The 16,946-nt window shown below is 37.9% G+C and carries 13 protein-coding genes; 6 read left to right on the top strand and 7 right to left on the bottom strand.

Annotated features, from left to right (window positions below; translation table 11 throughout):
* The 5 genes from VJ937_RS03145 to VJ937_RS03125 form a co-directional block, all read right to left on the bottom strand.
* Window positions 1–860: sialidase family protein (locus VJ937_RS03145; protein WP_324065448.1), on the bottom strand; the 860-nt coding region annotated here is incomplete at its 3' end.
* Window positions 861–889: 29 nt separating this feature from the next.
* Complete coding sequence (locus VJ937_RS03140; RefSeq protein WP_324065447.1) at window positions 890–2,830, bottom strand: thioredoxin domain-containing protein; 1,941 nt, start codon at window positions 2,828–2,830, stop codon at window positions 890–892.
* An 87-nt stretch (window positions 2,831–2,917) separates the two neighbouring features.
* Window positions 2,918–5,035, bottom strand: coding sequence for an HDIG domain-containing metalloprotein (locus tag VJ937_RS03135; protein WP_324065446.1), 2,118 nt, complete (start codon window positions 5,033–5,035; stop codon window positions 2,918–2,920).
* Between the two features lie 53 nt (window positions 5,036–5,088).
* A complete protein-coding gene (locus tag VJ937_RS03130; protein WP_324065445.1) occupies window positions 5,089–5,982 on the bottom strand; it encodes a transglutaminase-like domain-containing protein in 894 nt (297 codons plus the stop codon).
* Window position 5,983: 1 nt separating this feature from the next.
* Window positions 5,984–6,856: a nucleoside phosphorylase gene (locus VJ937_RS03125; RefSeq protein ID WP_324065444.1), complete on the bottom strand. Its 873-nt coding sequence runs from the start codon at window positions 6,854–6,856 to the stop codon at window positions 5,984–5,986.
* 189 nt (window positions 6,857–7,045) lie between these two features.
* Here VJ937_RS03125 and VJ937_RS03120 point away from each other — a divergent pair, with 189 nt between their 5' ends.
* Both VJ937_RS03120 and VJ937_RS03115 read left to right on the top strand, forming a co-directional pair.
* Complete coding sequence (locus tag VJ937_RS03120; protein WP_324065443.1) at window positions 7,046–7,924, top strand: universal stress protein; 879 nt, start codon at window positions 7,046–7,048, stop codon at window positions 7,922–7,924.
* Between the two features lie 49 nt (window positions 7,925–7,973).
* Window positions 7,974–8,789, top strand: coding sequence for a prohibitin family protein (locus VJ937_RS03115; RefSeq protein WP_324065442.1), 816 nt, complete (start codon window positions 7,974–7,976; stop codon window positions 8,787–8,789).
* Window positions 8,790–9,708: 919 nt separating this feature from the next.
* Here the strand turns inward: VJ937_RS03115 and fbaA are convergent.
* Window positions 9,709–10,785 carry a class II fructose-bisphosphate aldolase gene (fbaA, locus tag VJ937_RS03110; RefSeq protein ID WP_324065441.1) on the bottom strand — a complete coding sequence of 359 codons (1,077 nt, stop codon included), beginning with the start codon at window positions 10,783–10,785 and terminating at the stop codon, window positions 9,709–9,711.
* A 329-nt stretch (window positions 10,786–11,114) separates the two neighbouring features.
* On the opposite strand from fbaA, the gene VJ937_RS03105 reads away from it, so the two are divergent.
* Window positions 11,115–11,639, top strand: coding sequence for a hypothetical protein (locus VJ937_RS03105; protein ID WP_324065440.1), 525 nt, complete (start codon window positions 11,115–11,117; stop codon window positions 11,637–11,639).
* A 52-nt stretch (window positions 11,640–11,691) separates the two neighbouring features.
* Here VJ937_RS03105 and VJ937_RS03100 read toward each other — a convergent pair whose 3' ends face one another.
* A complete protein-coding gene (locus VJ937_RS03100) occupies window positions 11,692–13,113 on the bottom strand; it encodes a T9SS type A sorting domain-containing protein (protein ID WP_324065439.1) in 1,422 nt (473 codons plus the stop codon).
* A gap of 290 nt (window positions 13,114–13,403) precedes the next feature.
* Here VJ937_RS03100 and VJ937_RS03095 point away from each other — a divergent pair, with 290 nt between their 5' ends.
* The 3 genes from VJ937_RS03095 to VJ937_RS03085 form a co-directional block, all read left to right on the top strand.
* Entirely contained in the window at window positions 13,404–15,050 is a 1,647-nt protein-coding gene (locus tag VJ937_RS03095) for a tetratricopeptide repeat protein (RefSeq protein WP_324065438.1), read from the top strand.
* A gap of 232 nt (window positions 15,051–15,282) precedes the next feature.
* Window positions 15,283–15,459, top strand: coding sequence for a hypothetical protein (locus VJ937_RS03090; RefSeq protein WP_324065437.1), 177 nt, complete (start codon window positions 15,283–15,285; stop codon window positions 15,457–15,459).
* 27 nt (window positions 15,460–15,486) lie between these two features.
* A partial coding sequence (locus VJ937_RS03085) for a CARDB domain-containing protein (RefSeq protein WP_324065436.1) occupies window positions 15,487–16,946 on the top strand: 1,460 nt, incomplete at its 3' end.

The raw sequence follows: 16,946 nt of genomic DNA, 5'->3' as shown, positions 1-16,946 counted from the left end.
CCATTTCTTTGGTCTGTCCAATTCACGTATATTGTACCATGGTTCGGGCCGCCAGATGTATCACATTTTGTGACAGGCATACCATTACAACGATAAATTCCGGGAATATCTATGGCCCACCCTCCTACAATGCTATCGATGAAAATATCTTCAGTGAGCCATGTTTCACCCTGATCAAACGACCGATCGAAAACAATACCGGCCGGGCCTGCCCATGATACATATACTTCACCATTTGGCCCCACACAGGGCACAGCACCTTCTGTAGTCAGATCGTCGTCAACACAATTACCCGAAACTTCATTAATTTGTATGGCTTCGCTCCAGGTAACACCACGATTAGTCGATTTACTGAACCGTATACGGCTGCTGTCTGAAGATGATGATGATCCATAACTATCAAATTCTGTCCAGGTAACGTAAAGATTATTAGTGGAGCGATCAACAGTGGCCCACTCCTTATCCTGGTCTTTATTCCCGTTAAGCCCCATGTAACTATCTACCAACCAATCACCCGGAAGACTATCAATTCTTTGAGCAACAATACGATCCAGCCAATTTACTGAGCCCGACAAATGTAGGTAATAGAAACTTCCGTTCGTATCGCTCATCAAAACCGGATCGCCATAAATACCATATTCAGAATAATTAACGGTTTCTGTCCATGTGCGCCCCGTATCAAGAGAATAATAAGCCTGATCATTATTGATAGCAGCCATCATTCTTGAAGGATTGGAGAAATCCATCATAATAGTAGGTTCTTGCGGATATCCCTCATCCTCAATAGTTACGACATCGAATTGAGCAAATGAAGAATGAGCAAAAACAATGATGAAAAAAAACATTAAACTGTATTTCATGTCTTTTTATATGCAAGATAAAAAAACTATTATACAACAAGTAATTTTATTGCTTCATCAATTGTACTAACCGGCTCAAAACAAAGATCACCTTTACAAACAAGAATTTCATTATCTGCGCCACTTTGTAGTGGCAAAATATCGGGATACAGCTTTTCTCTGGCAAAACGCTGAATTACTTCTTCTTTTTCGTAATCCTCTCCTATGCTGACATAAACCTTCATTTTACTCTTAAGATCGGTCTGCAGCCATTCACCAAGCATTAACGGATGTTTTTGCATTAGCTCTTCCATAGTACCAAGCATCTCCTGGCTTTTTACGGTGTATTCCGGTTTTTTCAGCACATAACCGAGGTCAAAGGCCACACTAGCCATCAATGCATTGGATGAAGGGATTACGGTGTCCATCCATTCCGTTTTATGGGTAAACAGTTGCTCACTTGCCGGGTAGTAATTCAAAAGAGGCTTACCCAAATCAAACTTATTCAATGTAGTAGAAAATATTTCATTGGAAACATCTAACCAATCTTGATCATGAGTAGTTATATAGGCCCGATAAAAAGCCATAGCTGCATAAGCATAATCGTCAAGCATCCCGGCTCCTGCAGTATAATTCAATATACGTGGCAAACGGTGGTTCAATTCCCATTGCTGTTTTACCCTGTTGAGTATTTCCAGGGCAACGTCTATAAACCGCGCATCTTTTACATACTTATAACTTTCAAACAATGAGGCTGCCAGCATAGCATTCCAGCTGGTTATGACTTTTTCATCCCTAACCGGTCTTACGCGTTTGTTTCGCTCGCTCAAAAGTTTTGATTTCACTTTAGTCAAAGCAGCTTGAAAACCTTGTTCATCGCGGATACGTTGATCTATTTTTCCGGAGTGGTAATGCAGCACATTGGTCCCCTCCCAGGTGCCCGGTTTTATGACATTGAAGAAATCTGCCCATTGATCCTCCGGAATAACTTTTTTGAAGGCCTCATAGTTCCATGCATAAAACTTCCCTTCTACACCTTCGCTATCGGCATCAATAGCTGATGCAAACAAACCTGGTTCGATTTGCATCTCTCGAATCAGAAAGTCGAAGGTTTCGCTGACTACTAATTTAAAAATTTCATCCTGTTCAATACTAGCCGCTTTAGCATAAAGCGGCAAAAGTTGGGCATTGTCGTACAGCATTTTCTCAAAGTGTGGCACGCGCCACTGACTATCAACAGAGTAACGGGCAAATCCACCTCCAACCTGATCGTAAATACCACCGGCAGCCATTTGTTTGAGCGTAAAATGAATTTGATTTTTAATAGCTGCATGATTCTGTGAAATGGCTGCATTATACACAGCACTTAATCTGGCAGGCATTGGGAACTTAGGGGCTCCCTTTTCTCCGCCATGTTCACTGTCAAAATTGACCTCCCATTGTTTTAACAATTTGGCAGACAATTCATTTACACCATCTTCTCGAGGCTTATTAGCTTGCAGTATTTCTTCATTTTGCACAATTTTATTTTGAATTTCTTCTGCTGTACTGCGAATTAATTCAGGTCGCTCCTTATAGGTTATAGCTAACCTTTCAATCAAACTCATCCATTGTTCCTTCGGGAAATATGTTCCACCATAAAAGGGCCGTCCGTCTGGCAAAACAAACACATTAAGCGGCCAACCGCCACCACCGGTAATCATTTGTACTGCATCCATGTAAATATGGTCAACATCGGGCCGTTCTTCGCGGTCTACTTTAACGCTGACAAAATGTTTGTTCATTAAAGCCGCTGCATCATCATGCTCAAACACATTATGTTCCATCACATGACACCAGTGGCAGGAAGAATATCCAATGCTTACAATGAGGAGTTTGTTCTCGTCATGGGCTTTTTCAAAAGCTTCCTTACCCCAGGGAAACCACTCCACCGGATTTTCTGCATGCTGTTTAAGGTAGAGGCTATGCTCTTCTTTTAATCTATTACTCATTCGCCTTTTTGAAATACAACAGAATAACATATATTTTGTTGGTAAACAGTTATCCTCAAAAAGACGAAATACAAAATTCCCTGGAAATTAAGATGTTTGATTGTTGGCATTGTTATTTTCTGCGGGATACTCTATGCGTGCGTGATAAATATTTTTAAGTTTCTCTTTAAAAATACTTTTTGCAATATTAATGTCTTTAAAAGTAATATCAGCATCATCCAATTGATCTTCCCTGATAATATAACTCAAAATATTATCGACCAAATTATCAATTGTCTCTTCATTCATTGTCTTAAGACTACGCGAAGCGGCCTCTACAGAATCTGCCATCATAACCACTCCTGTCTCTTTTGAAAATGGCGTCGGGCCCGGATATCGGAACCTTGTTTCGTCAACAATATCTTCAGGGAACTGATTGACGTGCGAACGATAAAAATATTGCACAAGGCCATCTCCATGGTGCGTACGAATAAAATCAACAACCGGCTTGGGTAGATTATATTGCTTGGCCATTTTTATACCGTCTTTCACGTGGTTTATAATGATATTGGCACTTTCTTCAAATGTGTGCTTATCGTGAGGATTACGGTTGGGCACTTGATTTTCAATAAAATACTCCGGGTTTTTCATTTTCCCAATATCATGGTAAAGTGCCCCAGTGCGCACTAGTGAAGGGTTGCCTCCAATACGCCTTATTACTGCTTCGGCAAGGTTTGCAACCTGCATAGAGTGCTGAAATGTGCCAGGTGCCTTTTCGTTAAGTTTCCTGAGTAATGGATGATTGGTATCTGCCATCTCCATAAGGGTGACATCAGATAAAAAACCAAACATTTTTTCGAACAGGTATATCAAAGGGTAAGTCCAAAGTACCAACATGCTGTTGCCTGCAAACCAGGCAAATTGCATCGGATCAATCTTTGTGATATCGCCTTCCTGCATCATACCCAGACCAAGGTATACCAAACTGTATGTTGTAAAAACAGCCAGAGCAGCAAAAAATATTTGCTGGCGCCTGTGCATATTTCTTAAACTCAGAATGGCAACCACACCTACTACAAATTGAATAAAAACGAATTTAAATGGATTGGGTACAATAAAACCTATAATTACAATTGTAACCATATGAACAAATATGGCCAGGCGAGGATCATAGAAAATTTGAATAATGATGGGCATTATGGCAATTGGGACAACATATATATTGATGTTATCGGCATTTGATGTAAGTCCTGCCGCCAAAACCATTAAAAGCAATAAAAATACAATAAAATAAGATTTCACACGATGCTGAAGCACTTCACGCCTGAAATAGATTAAAAATAAAAACAGCACCCCTATGGCTAAAGAAATCACAATAATTTTTCCGGCAATAAGCCAATCCTTAACTCTTCCAATACCCTGGGTGGACTCATACTCCATGCGAAGCGATTCGATTATCTGATAGGTATCGTTGGTTATAAGTTCTCCGCGGCTTATAATTCGCTGTCCCCGCTGAATCATACCCGAGGTTGTTGAGAGCGATTTGGTAAGGCTTTCTAAATTATCTGCAGTGGTTTGTTTATCATATACTGCTGTTGGCTTAACATATTGACCTACATTCAATTTGGCAAAAAACGCTCTTAGTTTTTCCTGCTCCAGGTTAAAACTATTTATCTCTTTACGCAATAACGCTTCGGCTTTTTCAGGTGGTGGTAAATTTTCCTCAAAAGTATGTGCCACATTATTGCGCAACAGGGTAATATCTTTATCGGGAGCACCATCGGGTATGAGAACCGTATCAATTACTCCTTTATGCATGATATCCGAATATACTAACCTTAAACTATCGAGATAAAAATTAAGATCATTCTTTTGATTGCTGGTCAGATTTGTTGTATCTACAAAACGCTTAAATGCTTCTTCTGTACTCTGGTTAAAAGTTGAATCGAGCTGCATGAATGTTTCGTCCCGGAAACGGTAAAAAACATTAGCACGTTGCTGTATACTGTCTTTTTGTTTTTCTATTACGTCGGAATTTTTCTGTATAGCAAAATCAAATGGTGCGATCAAATCTTCGTGCATCCATGGTGCTCCTTTGCGATATTCGAAACCGAATTTTCGCTCTGTCGGCAATAGAAAAACCAGTATTGCTACCGTAATAATAAAAAGAAAAAAGCGGAACAAATTTTCTCTATGTCTTCTGAATAGAATAGATATACGTTTCATAAGTATAATTCAGCAACTTTGGAATACAATAACCAAAATTCGTTTTGTTTCAATCATTTATTACGTTTATTGTGGCTGCTTTGTTCAGCAGCAATAAACCGCAAAAGTTCTTCAATCCGCTCTACCTTGTCGGTATAACCCAAATTCTGAAAGGTTATTAATAAAGCTCTAAAAACCTGTGCTATTAAAAAAACATTATCAGCAAGTTCATAAAACTGTTTGCGCGGCTCAATTTTATTCTGTTTAAGCATTTGGGTAAGTTCCTTTTTTCCAAATATAGCCCCACTATTATAAGGATTAATGTAAAACAGAATTCCGCTTTTATCTTTTCCAGTGTACTTTGCAAGCTCTTCATCATGATAGGCAAGCAAATAATTATGGGGTAGCTGGACACCATAAACAGGCAAATCAATTGCCTGGGCGAGAGAAACATAAAGCATCATCAATGAATACTGATTTCCCCGCTTTGTGTCCAGCAAATTATTAATAAAAAAATGTTGCGGGCTTGTAGGATTGCTTCTGCTACCCTGAAATTTATGAACCTGAAATAATATATGATTAATCACCCTTACTTTCTCGAGCGCTGTAAGTTGAGGATTCATTTCAAGCCAAAGATCTCGTTTAACCTCTTCGAATAAGGTTGAGACATCTTCAAAATCTATATCGGGATACTGAAGTAACGAAACAAGGTAGGATCCGTAAATAGCGTTATAATCGCTATTTGGAATCCAACTCTTTAATTGTCCTTTCAGATAATTAAAATTTATTTGCTGTAGTAAATTCTCTATCCTACCCTGTACTAATGTATTCGCTGTTTTTTCCCAATATCTTTCAAGATCTGGTATTACATCGCGTCCCAAATCAATTACTTTTGATTCAACCGCATTAAAAACCTCCTTGCTGGGATCATCCATTAACTTCAGTAAATACAATAGCTCGTTATCCATATCAATAACTCAACCTATCAAGTACATTTGTGATTGTTTTCTTCAAACCTTCTTTATAATCTTGGCTGTATTCGCCGCGCATACGGTTTGCAATAATATTGCAAATAGTTACAGCTCTGTGGCCTAAAAGCTTTGAAAGCCCATAAATTGCAGAGCTTTCCATTTCGTAATTGGTAAACCTGTGACCATTAAGTTTAAAATCCGAAATTTTCTCATTCACATCAGGGTCCTTAATATCCAATCGCAACACACGACCCTGCGGCCCGTAAAAACCAGGTGCAGAGATGGTAATACCATTTGTACATCCGGGTTTCAATATGCTATACAGATCGGGGTCTGCACCGACGAAATAAGGCACTGCTAGTTTTTTATAATAGTTCATGTGTTCAAGGAAACTATTTTCCATTACCAGGTTGCTAATCTTATCGCGATCGGCATAAAAATTCAATAACCCATCAAACCCACATGCTATTTCGCTAATAACCGGTGTATCAACCGGGATATCTTTTTGCAGTGCTCCTGAAGTTCCTATTCTCACAAAACTGAGTTGTGTATGTGTATCTTTGACGACGCGTTTCTCAAGATCAATATTTGCAAGGGCATCAAGCTCATTAAGTACAATATCAATATTGTCGGTCCCTATTCCGGTAGAAACTACCGATAATCTTTTCCCTTTATAAGTTCCGGTTATTGATCTAAATTCACGATTTTGACGGGTTAATTCAATTTCGTCAAAATATCCGCCTATCATATCCACTCTTCCCTGATCACCAACCAAAATTATAGTATCGGCAATGTCTTCCGGTTTAAGGTGTAGGTGAAAAATTGATCCATCAGGGTTAACAATTAATTCAGATGCTTGTATTTGCTTCATATATGTTTAAATTTGTAATGATCAATAAAATAATGAAAAAAGCCCCCATGATAATAAATTATCGCAGGGTATGGAGATCAAAGCTATTAATTTTTGGCAAAAGTAATGTAAATTTAGTTTGATTATTCCATTTCCTTAGATTCAAAAAGTGTACAAAATAAAAACTGAACTTTACAAATATATCAACAAATGGAAAAAAAAGAAGCCAGAATACTAGTACCTGTCGATTTTTCGAAGCAATCAAAAGAGGGTATATACCAGGCCATACAGATTGCCAACGAAACAGACGCCAGAATTTACCTCCTGCATGTAATTCGCATTAATTTACCTCCATGGAATTTCATGGATGACAAAGAACGCGACAATCAAATCTTAAGCATTGAGCAGGCTTTGGTAAAAGAGGCCGAGGAGCTGTCGCAAGACACACCCCCCGAATTTTCAACCATTGTAGTGGAGGGAAAACTTTGCGATACCATTCTTGAACAGGCTGCTCAAATCGATGCAGAGCTCATAGTAATGGGGACCTCAACTGCTGAAAATATAAAGAAAAAAATTATTGGCAGTAATGCACTCAGGGTTGCCACCGAAGCAGATATACCTGTTGTAACTGTAAAAAATGGCTGTGCCAGCAAAAATCTGGATAAAATTATTTTGCCATTGGACTTAACCAAGGAAACCCGGGAAAAGGTAACCGACGCAGTACATTTAGCTAAAAGATTTCACAGTAAAATTTATGCGGTATCGTTCTCTTCTACCCGCGATGATGGTGTAGTAGGCCATTTGAAGGGACAACTCAGGCAGGTGAGTGATTTTGTAGAAAAAGCTGGCATTGAAATAGAAACCGATTTTCGATTCTACGATGGCAATCGCAGAAAGAAATTTTTAGAATACGTGCAGGACAAAGATGCTGATTTGGTTATTATTACTACCCATCAACAGCCTGAAATAGTTAGGTTCTTTATGGGATCATTTGCCAAGGAGGTTGTGCATAGTGCTCCTGTGCCGGTATTAAGTATTGTTCCTAAAGGCACCTTTAAAGTGCTGACAAGCATGCCGGGAACAGATTAACAAACAAATTTAAATTAGACTAATCAATCAATTATTAAATCTTTAAACTATGAAAAAAGGACTTCAACAACTTATTATTGCAATTATCGGTGTTTTTATACTGATAGTTTTTTTCGGAAGCAGTATGTTTTACAAAGTAAATCCGGGTGAGCGCGCTATCATCTTCCGTCAATTCGGAGAGGGGCTGGATACGACAAATGTATTCATCCCGGGGTTCCATATTGTTGCTCCCTGGAACGATTTTATTACATACAATGTAAAAGAACAAAAGTCAGAGGAACCCATGGATGTGCTTGATAAAAACGGGCTGTCTGTAAACATTGATATTTCAGTGCGTTTTAATCCCAAATACAGACAAATACCTTATTTGCATCGTCAGTTTGGCCAGGATTACATCAACCAGCTAATAATACCCGAAATAAGAAGTACGGTACGGCAGGTTGCCGGGCGATATACAGCTGAAGAAATTTATTCTACTAAACGATCAGAAGTAGAAGAATCAATAATTGAGGAAGCCGGGAAAAAGCTGGATAATAATTTTATTGATATGCGGGCCCTTTTGATTCGTTCCATTCAGCTGCCAAAAGACATTAAAATGGCCATTGAAAATAAGCTTAAGCAGGAACAGGAAGCACTGGCTTACCAGTTTAAACTTGAGAAGGAAAAAAGTGAAGCAGAGCGTAAGCGTATTGAAGCCGAAGGAGAATCGCGGGCAAACAAAATTATTAACGCGAGCTTGACCAGAAGCCTCCTGCGCATGCGTGGCATTGAAGCTACAGTGAAACTATCCCAATCACCAAATAGCAAGGTAATTGTAATTGGTAGTGGTGAAGATGGTATGCCGTTAATATTAGGTAACCAGTAAAATTATAACACACAAAAAAAGGCTGTTTGAGCATTTCAAACAGCCTTTCTTGTTTTAACCTATTCCTATTTTCTCCCGTTTTGTGCAATGCATAACCCACTTTAGATCTTTTAGAGGGTTTTACCTTTTCTTACTAAACTTTTTTTCTTGCGATGCACTGAGCTTGTCGAAGTGAAAAAAAGTTGCAATCGCATGCCGCCTTAGCTTTAGCGTTTTACCTGCGGCAAGCCTTCGGCGACCGAAGGATGGCGCAAAAATTCAAGATCAAATTACGCTTCCTCCCGCTCTTTTCAATTAACTAAATTACACATAAAAGCTGGACAAGCCTCTTTTATGTCATTTATATCAATTGAACCCCGATTATGAAAATATAGCGCAACTGCTGAGGCAGTTGCTAAGATTTTCTATATCGGGATTTACTCTAACGCTAGCCCGCCAATGGCTTTAGTCCTCACAGCCTGTCCCGTGAAAAACGGGAAGTTTACGAGTAATTTGGTCTGGCCAATCTGTCTTGGGTCTGGTCGCTGATCAGCAGTAAAAAGTTTGCCAGCTAGCCGCATGAAGAAAAATGCGTTAAGAAAACCTGGTTATTATGGCGTCAAAGTTTGCGCTGTTTGAGCACCGATTTTTCAAAAAAAAAATCGGTGTGAGTTCGTAAACTTTATCCATAATGACCTGGTTTTTAGCATTTTTCTGTAAGCGGCGGTTTTTTTTTGCCTACTTTTTTTGACCTGTAGCAAAAAAAGTAGGTTTATGACCAAATAGAAAAATAGCTTTTATAGAAATTAAATGTGGGTGTACCAATGCACAAAACAGGAGATGGGATGCCGTTGATATTAGGTAACCAGTAAAAAATAAAATGCACAAAAAAAAGGCTGTTTGAGCACTTCAAACAGCCTTTCTTTTTTGTATGCTATTCTTAATTTCTGTCTATACAATTTAAATTATCAAAAGCTTGTTTAAGTCTTTCAACCATTGATTTTTCAAGTTCACGTAACCATTTCCTGGGATCGTAATATTTTTTATTGGGGCTATCCGCTCCATCAGGATTTCCGATTTGAGACTGAAGGTAATCATGGTTTTTTGCTTCATATTCGCGAACACCATTCCAGGCAGCCCACTGCGTATCGGTATCGATATTCATTTTAATTACGCCATAATCAATGGCTTCACGTATCTCTTCCAGTGATGAGCCTGAGCCTCCATGAAAAACAAAATTCACAGGCTTGGCAACGGTTCCCTCTTTATCTTGTATATATTTCTGTGAATTATCGAGAATCTTTGGTGTTAGCTTTACATTTCCGGGTTTATATACGCCATGCACATTACCAAACGATGCGGCTATGGTAAAGTTAGACGATATTTTACTTAACTCTTTCCAGGCATAATGCACTTCTTCTGGTTGTGTATACAAAGCTGAAGCATCTACATCTGAGTTATCAACACCATCTTCTTCTCCACCTGTTACACCAAGTTCAATTTCCAGGGTCATACCCATTTTGTCCATACGCTCCAGGTATTTTGCGCAAGTTTCAATATTCTCTTCCAACGATTCTTCAGAGAGGTCAAGCATATGCGATGAAAAAAGTGGCTTTCCTGTGGCTTCAAACTGGGCTTCAGAAGCATCCAACAAACCATCAATCCATGGCAGCAGCTTTTTTGCAGCATGATCGGTATGTAAAATGACGGGTACTCCGTATAATTCTGCCATATGATTCACGTGCAAAGCTCCAGCTATTGCTCCTGCCACTGCAGCTTCCTGTCCCGGCAAATCAATTCCTTTTCCTGCATAAAAAGAAGCTCCACCATTTGAAAATTGAATAATTACTGGTGAATTTACACTTTTAGCAGATTCCAGTACTGCATTAATCGAGTTTGTTCCCACTACATTCACGGCAGGAATGGCAAATTTTTCTTTTTTGGCTATCTCCAACACACGGGTCACATCTTTTCCAAAAAGCACGCCTGGCTTCACTGAATCAAATATTTTCGTCATAATTGCTATTTTAAAGTTTTAAGCATGTAAAATTAATCAATTCCTGCAACAATTAATTCTATATGTGTGATTTCCTGCATCTAAAAATATGCAAACGATTGAAAGCTTTGGTTAGCAAAGACAAAACAGGAAACTATTTTTTTTATAAAAACTCACAATAGTTTCCCGGCTGAAGCCTTACAAGTGTTAAAGTGTGTTTGAACCTACGCCATAAATGACGAGGTAAGTGAAAGCGTAGATAGTGCTTTTTCTGATTACCCAATGGTCGGTTTTAAAGACTTGTTGGGTAGCGTTGCAATATCGGTTTTAAGCGGATAAATGTGGAAAAAATGCATGATTTGTTAAACCACAGCATTTATTACCTGTTAGTAATAAAAAAGGGAGTTCTTATGAAATTCTGGCCATTAATTCACACACAAATAGATACTAAGCTGACTAAAAAGGAAGCAAATGAATTGCTTGCAAAACATACAGAAGGTAAGAGCCCGGCATTTTACTGGGGGAAAACTTTTAATAGTGCTTTGTGGGGAAAAGTCAAAGAAGACCATTTTGCCGTAAGACCCGTGGTGCCATATTGGAATATCTCGCCAGTTCACATCCGTGGTTTTATTTCAGAAAACAATGATAAAAGCCGTATAACCCTGACCATGACAAACCCGCATTTAAGAGTTATTATTCCATTAATTATAATTACCATAGCGCTATTGATGATCAACTTTTGGGAGAACCAACAATACGATCAGGTGGTTAAAATAGGTTTATGGATAGTATTGGGTGCCTATTTGTTGGTTATTATACCATTTCAGATACAAGCCCGTAAGACACTGAAAATGATAAAAGAATGGTTTGACTAATATAAAAAGCCGCCAGGCAGGCGGCTTTTTATATTACAAAAAACCAAAACAACTACTCAACCACTAACTTATGGACGAGTTGATTGCTATCTAAACTAATCACCATGAAGTAAAACCCGGTTGAAAGGTCTGATATATCAATATCTGTTTGGTATTGAGTTCCTCGAATTTGCTTTTTAATTTGACCGGCCAGATCGACAATCTTTAGACTATAATCGTTTGAATTTACCTGAACGGTACAATGCTCAGTAGCCGGATTTGGATATACTTTAACTTTATCTTCACCATCTGTATTTTGCTCAAAGCCTACCTGATTGATGCAAAACTCTGTTGTAAAATCAGCTCCGTATTCATCGCCGTAAGCATGCACAACAGTATCCTCTCCCTGAATAAGTAAAACCTCTCCTATGCTACCTTCCTGCATTCCATCATTTCCAAGGTCAAATACATCGAATGTGTAACATGCACCGGCCTCAAGACAAAAATTATGATTATAGTGATGATACATTTGATCATAATTATCAACAGTCAGTATCACATCGGTCGTTTCTCTTATTCTCCAGATCACGTCATCCGGATTTGCATCTGTGGTAACTTCTACCCTGATGTTTTGGCCTTCGTCAATATAGGCAAAGTCTTTACTTAGCTGGTTATCTGTTGTATCCTCATCAGACACCTGATTTGTTTCCACGAGCCTGACATTAAAAACATGATCTCCTTCAATATTAACATCAATAGTTGGCAGGGTAATTTCTTTGGAAGTATACATGGAAATATTTCCTTCCCATAAAAATAGTTCAGGAGTTTCATCATTTATTTGGTACGATATATTTAATGATTGAAGCGGATTAAAACCAAAATTCTCCACAGTTATAGAGGGTTGCAAGCTCCCGCATGCATTTAGACCCGGTGAGTCTATACTTTTAATTGCGGCATTATTATTAAAATCAGGTGTTCCACACTGATTGAAATAAAAAGGGAAAGAATTGGCGGTTATCCAACCAGCCCAGGTTGTTCTGCGGTTTGGACAAATAATATAGCTGGAAGGATACATTATACCATAAGGGTAAACATCACCTATTGAGTCATTATGGATGATTGGAAAATTCGCCCATTGCTCCCAGTCGCCTAGTGTGCTACCTTCTCCGTACAATCCACTCAATGGTGTGGAAGGATCCGTTTCTAACATAAGCACCATAATTTCATCCGTACCTGAGGGTCCGTAATCTGTATAAATACTATTCAGGTGAAACTCGCTAAAATACAACCACGATTGTCCTGCATATTGATCAGCCGCAGTGGAAGAAATATTGATTACAACTGTTTTTCCCGAATCTAAATAATCATACAATGTATGAGAGTTTCCATCAATATCCTGTAAAGTAAAATTTGGGGCAATTGTACTATCGGGCAGCTGAGCGTAGCTTATCTGAGTGAAAAATAAAAAAGCAACAGTGATCAGTAAATATTTCATATTTTTGAGATTTGATTTTTTTTTCAAATGTGCTTCTAAAAACCACTTAAACCTCAGAATAATCCCCAATAAAGCTACTACCAGGGAAATAAATGACGCTACTTATCCACTACAGGCAAGGCTTATTTATTGGTTTCTATAATGTTAAAATAGTTGTACTTTTTGCAAAAAGACCTCTATTTAATTATTTCTAAACAAATTGTAGATGTAATTTTACAGATTCAAATCTTATATTGATTATTCTGGGTTAATAATTATCTTTAAATTATCAATTTCTAACAGGAGTTCCGATGAAAAAAATTTTTATTTTTCTCTTTTGTATAAGTCTATTCTACAATACTCATGGTAATGAAGAACTTATCAGGGATAGTGTAAAAATACAATTGGAGCAAGCTGATAACGATAAAAAAAAAATCAGGATATTGAACGATATTGCCCAAAGTTTACAATCAAGCAACCCGGATTCAGCATTAATATATTTTAATGAAGCATTAATGATTGCAGAAGAGCATGGTTTCTATAAAGAAATTGCAGAAATAAACGCATCCATTGGTTCAGCCTTTTATTATCGAGGTGGTTTAGACAGGGTTTTAAAATATTATTATGAGGCATTAAGAAATTTTGAACTTGCAAAAGACACAGAAGGATTAATGCTACAGTACTTTAATATTGGTCTGGCTTTTAACAGTCTAAACAAATTTGCAAAATCAAGGGAATACTATTATAAATCCCTTGAACTGGCAAGGGAGCAAAATAAAACATTTCCTGATTCACAATACAACATCATTATTAGTAGAATTCACAATGGAATTGGTGTCACCTTAAACACAGAGGGAGAATATGACACAGCCCTCTACCATTTTAACAAAGCCATAGAAATTTCGGAAAAAAATGAAATCAAAACAGTTATACCACTAGCCTATAACAACATAGGAAACATACACAAATTAAAAGGAGACTATAGAATTGCTCAGTCTTTTTATGAAAAATCACTGGCAATCAGAAAAAACCAGAAAGATTACAAGGGTGTTGCTCTAACCTATTTCTTTATTGGACAAACACAAAGTCTTATGGGAAAGAGTGTCCCGGCAATAGATTATTTCCAAATGGCTATGCAGTTGGCAGACAGTACATCATTCCTGGATCTTCAATTTGCCGTAACTGATGCCTTACTGAAAGAATATGCCAAAAACAAGCAATATGAAAAGACTTTTGAATTACATATGGAATACAAAAAGCTGAATGATAGCATTAATTATGCTAAAAGCTTGCAAACTGCCACCCAACTTGAGATGCAATACAAATTTGACAAAATACAGCAGGAGAATAAATTGAAACAACAAAAAAAAGAGTTTACCTATGTATTGATAATTGCCATAACCTTTGCACTTTTGATTGTAAGTGTGTTGCTATTTTTTCTGGGTCGCAGCCGCACCAAACGCACACAACTGAAACAAGAAAAGCTGAGGCTTGAAAAAGAAAACCTGGAGAACAAACTGGAATTTAAAAATAAGGAACTCGCTACCAATGTGATGCATTTAGTGCGCAATAATGAACTTGCAACCCGGGTAGCAGAAAAGCTAATGAAAGCTAAAAGTGATTTTAAAAAATCCAACCAGGCTATTATTCAGGATATAATCAATGAGTTAAAGACCACAACCAATGAAGCTGCATGGAAGGAGTTCCAGATACGGTTCCAGGAGGTTCATGAAGGATTCTACAGCAAACTGAATGAGCTTTTCCCTGATTTAACACCCAACGAACAAAGACTCTGCGCATTTCTTCGACTCAATATGAGCTCAAAAGAAATATCGGCCATCACATTTCAATCTATCAAAAGTATTGAAGTAGCCAGAACCAGACTTAGAAAAAAGTTGAACCTGGTCAATACTGATACTAACCTTGTCACTTATTTAATGCAATTGGAGACAAAATAGCACTACATTAGTTCCCTACTTCAAAATAATTTTCCACAAACTCTTCATTTCTTTCAAAAAACACACCAAACAACCAACCCAACAATGCGCTATATAACAAAACATTAGCGTTAACTGTAGTGTATTTGTTCCCGAAAATCCAAATGGGTAGTAACGTAGTTGTGGGCAGAAATTTCCATCTAAAATAAAACTTCCTGTTTTTAGCCTTCACAAAATCAATGTCAAAAAAACTATGACGAATCACAAATCCAACAGATCAAAATATGATTCCCAGAAAAAAGACGGGAAAAAATATTCATTGGACAAACAGATTGCACAGCAACTTGAGCAAAACAAAGAAATTAGTAAGGCGCTGGAAAAATTATTAAAATCTTTTTCAGACCAGGACAATAATAAAGAATCTAATTAAACATATGTATAATTAAAACTATTCACAATGAGAATTAATGTACTCAAATTTTTAGCGTTATTTATAACGCTTCCGCTAATAGTTAATCTGGGTTTTTCCCAGAAAGATGCTATTGGACCATTACTTTATGACCAAATAAGTAATCCGTATGAAACGTATGCCAAAAGCATCAACTCATTTTTAGCATCAGATGATGCCAATAGCACAAAAACAACTTACAGTGCTGATGATTTTACCGTTCCAGTGGGTGAAACATGGAAAATCAATTATATTGAAGTACATGGGTCCATAGATACCTATGCAGCAAATCCGGATGTTGATAGTGTAAATGTTATGATCTATGAAATGTCTGATACCGCAGATATTCCGGGTGCTACTGAGGCATATGCAGCAAGTAGAATAACAAGTATAAACTACAAGGGTGACGGTAATTTCATCATTAACCTTCCGACAATAGCTACGCTGGCTGAAGGAACTTATTGGTTATGTGTTCAACCGGTAAAGAATCTTGCAGAAGATGGCTATTGGAAATGGGAAGGACAGGGAAGTGGAGCCAATGGATTTCCCTTTCATTACAAAAACCCCGGGTTAGGTTATTATTATGATGCGCCAGACTGGACTTCAGGACAGACATTAGTGAGTAGTTGGCCATCTTTTGACCTTTCATTTGCACTATATGGCCCACGTAAAGATCATGATTTGGCCATAGAAGCTTTTAGCAGCCCTGTTTCAGCCCCTTCTCTTGATATGGAAGATGTAACTATTACTGTTGAAAACAGAGGATTGGTAGATCAATCAAATGTAGATGTAAGATACCAGATTGATGCGAATGGATGGATAACCGAAAATATACCGGTCACAATAGCTGCCGGCGACACTCATACTTTTACTTTCTCTGCCCAGGCAGATCTTTCGGCTGTTACTGATTATACCATCACAGCAGAGGTTCAATTAGCCGGTGATGAGTACACAGACAATGATAGTCAAACATGGAATGTAACAAACTTTGGAGAGTATTACCTTTTCACTCAGTTTGATTCAATAAGCACATGCAGTGGTGGTTTTGCAGATGCTGGTGGACCTGCTGGTAGCTGGACTGCACCAATGAGTGATACATGTACAATATATCCTGTAGGAGAAAATACAAGAACCAGACTTATTTTCCACGAATTTGACAATGGATGGGGACAATTTTACATTTATGATGGAAAAAGCCCTGATGCTCCGGTAATTGACCTTACTCCTGATAATGTAAACACGGTGTACGCATATGACACTGATATTATGGATACTGTTACAGCTAAAAATACTACAGGTGCATTAACAATTGTATTTGACGGAACTTCTGGTACAAGCATTGGATGGGACGCCTCAATAGAATGCTACACTCCTCCGGCTGACGATTTTGAGATGATTGATATGTGGACTTCCATCCCAACTATTTTTGAAGGTCAGGATGTTGATATTAAAGCTGTTATTTATAACGC

Origin of the sequence: Salinivirga sp. (genome assembly GCF_035268865.1) — a bacterium.
Lineage (GTDB): Bacteria > Bacteroidota > Bacteroidia > Bacteroidales > Salinivirgaceae > Salinivirga.
This window is presented reverse-complemented; position numbering and strand designations above follow the sequence as displayed.

Coding starts and splice junctions, on each gene's coding strand:
- VJ937_RS03140 (WP_324065447.1), bottom strand. CDS start 2,830: ATGAGTAATAGATTAAAAGAAGAGCATAGCCTCTACCTTAAACAGCAT.
- VJ937_RS03135 (WP_324065446.1), bottom strand. CDS start 5,035: ATGAAACGTATATCTATTCTATTCAGAAGACATAGAGAAAATTTGTTC.
- VJ937_RS03130 (WP_324065445.1), bottom strand. CDS start 5,982: ATGGATAACGAGCTATTGTATTTACTGAAGTTAATGGATGATCCCAGC.
- VJ937_RS03125 (WP_324065444.1), bottom strand. CDS start 6,856: ATGAAGCAAATACAAGCATCTGAATTAATTGTTAACCCTGATGGATCA.
- VJ937_RS03120 (WP_324065443.1), top strand. CDS start 7,046: ATGGAAAAAAAAGAAGCCAGAATACTAGTACCTGTCGATTTTTCGAAG.
- VJ937_RS03115 (WP_324065442.1), top strand. CDS start 7,974: ATGAAAAAAGGACTTCAACAACTTATTATTGCAATTATCGGTGTTTTT.
- fbaA (WP_324065441.1), bottom strand. CDS start 10,785: ATGACGAAAATATTTGATTCAGTGAAGCCAGGCGTGCTTTTTGGAAAA.
- VJ937_RS03105 (WP_324065440.1), top strand. CDS start 11,115: ATGCATGATTTGTTAAACCACAGCATTTATTACCTGTTAGTAATAAAA.
- VJ937_RS03100 (WP_324065439.1), bottom strand. CDS start 13,113: ATGAAATATTTACTGATCACTGTTGCTTTTTTATTTTTCACTCAGATA.
- VJ937_RS03095 (WP_324065438.1), top strand. CDS start 13,404: ATGAAAAAAATTTTTATTTTTCTCTTTTGTATAAGTCTATTCTACAAT.
- VJ937_RS03090 (WP_324065437.1), top strand. CDS start 15,283: ATGACGAATCACAAATCCAACAGATCAAAATATGATTCCCAGAAAAAA.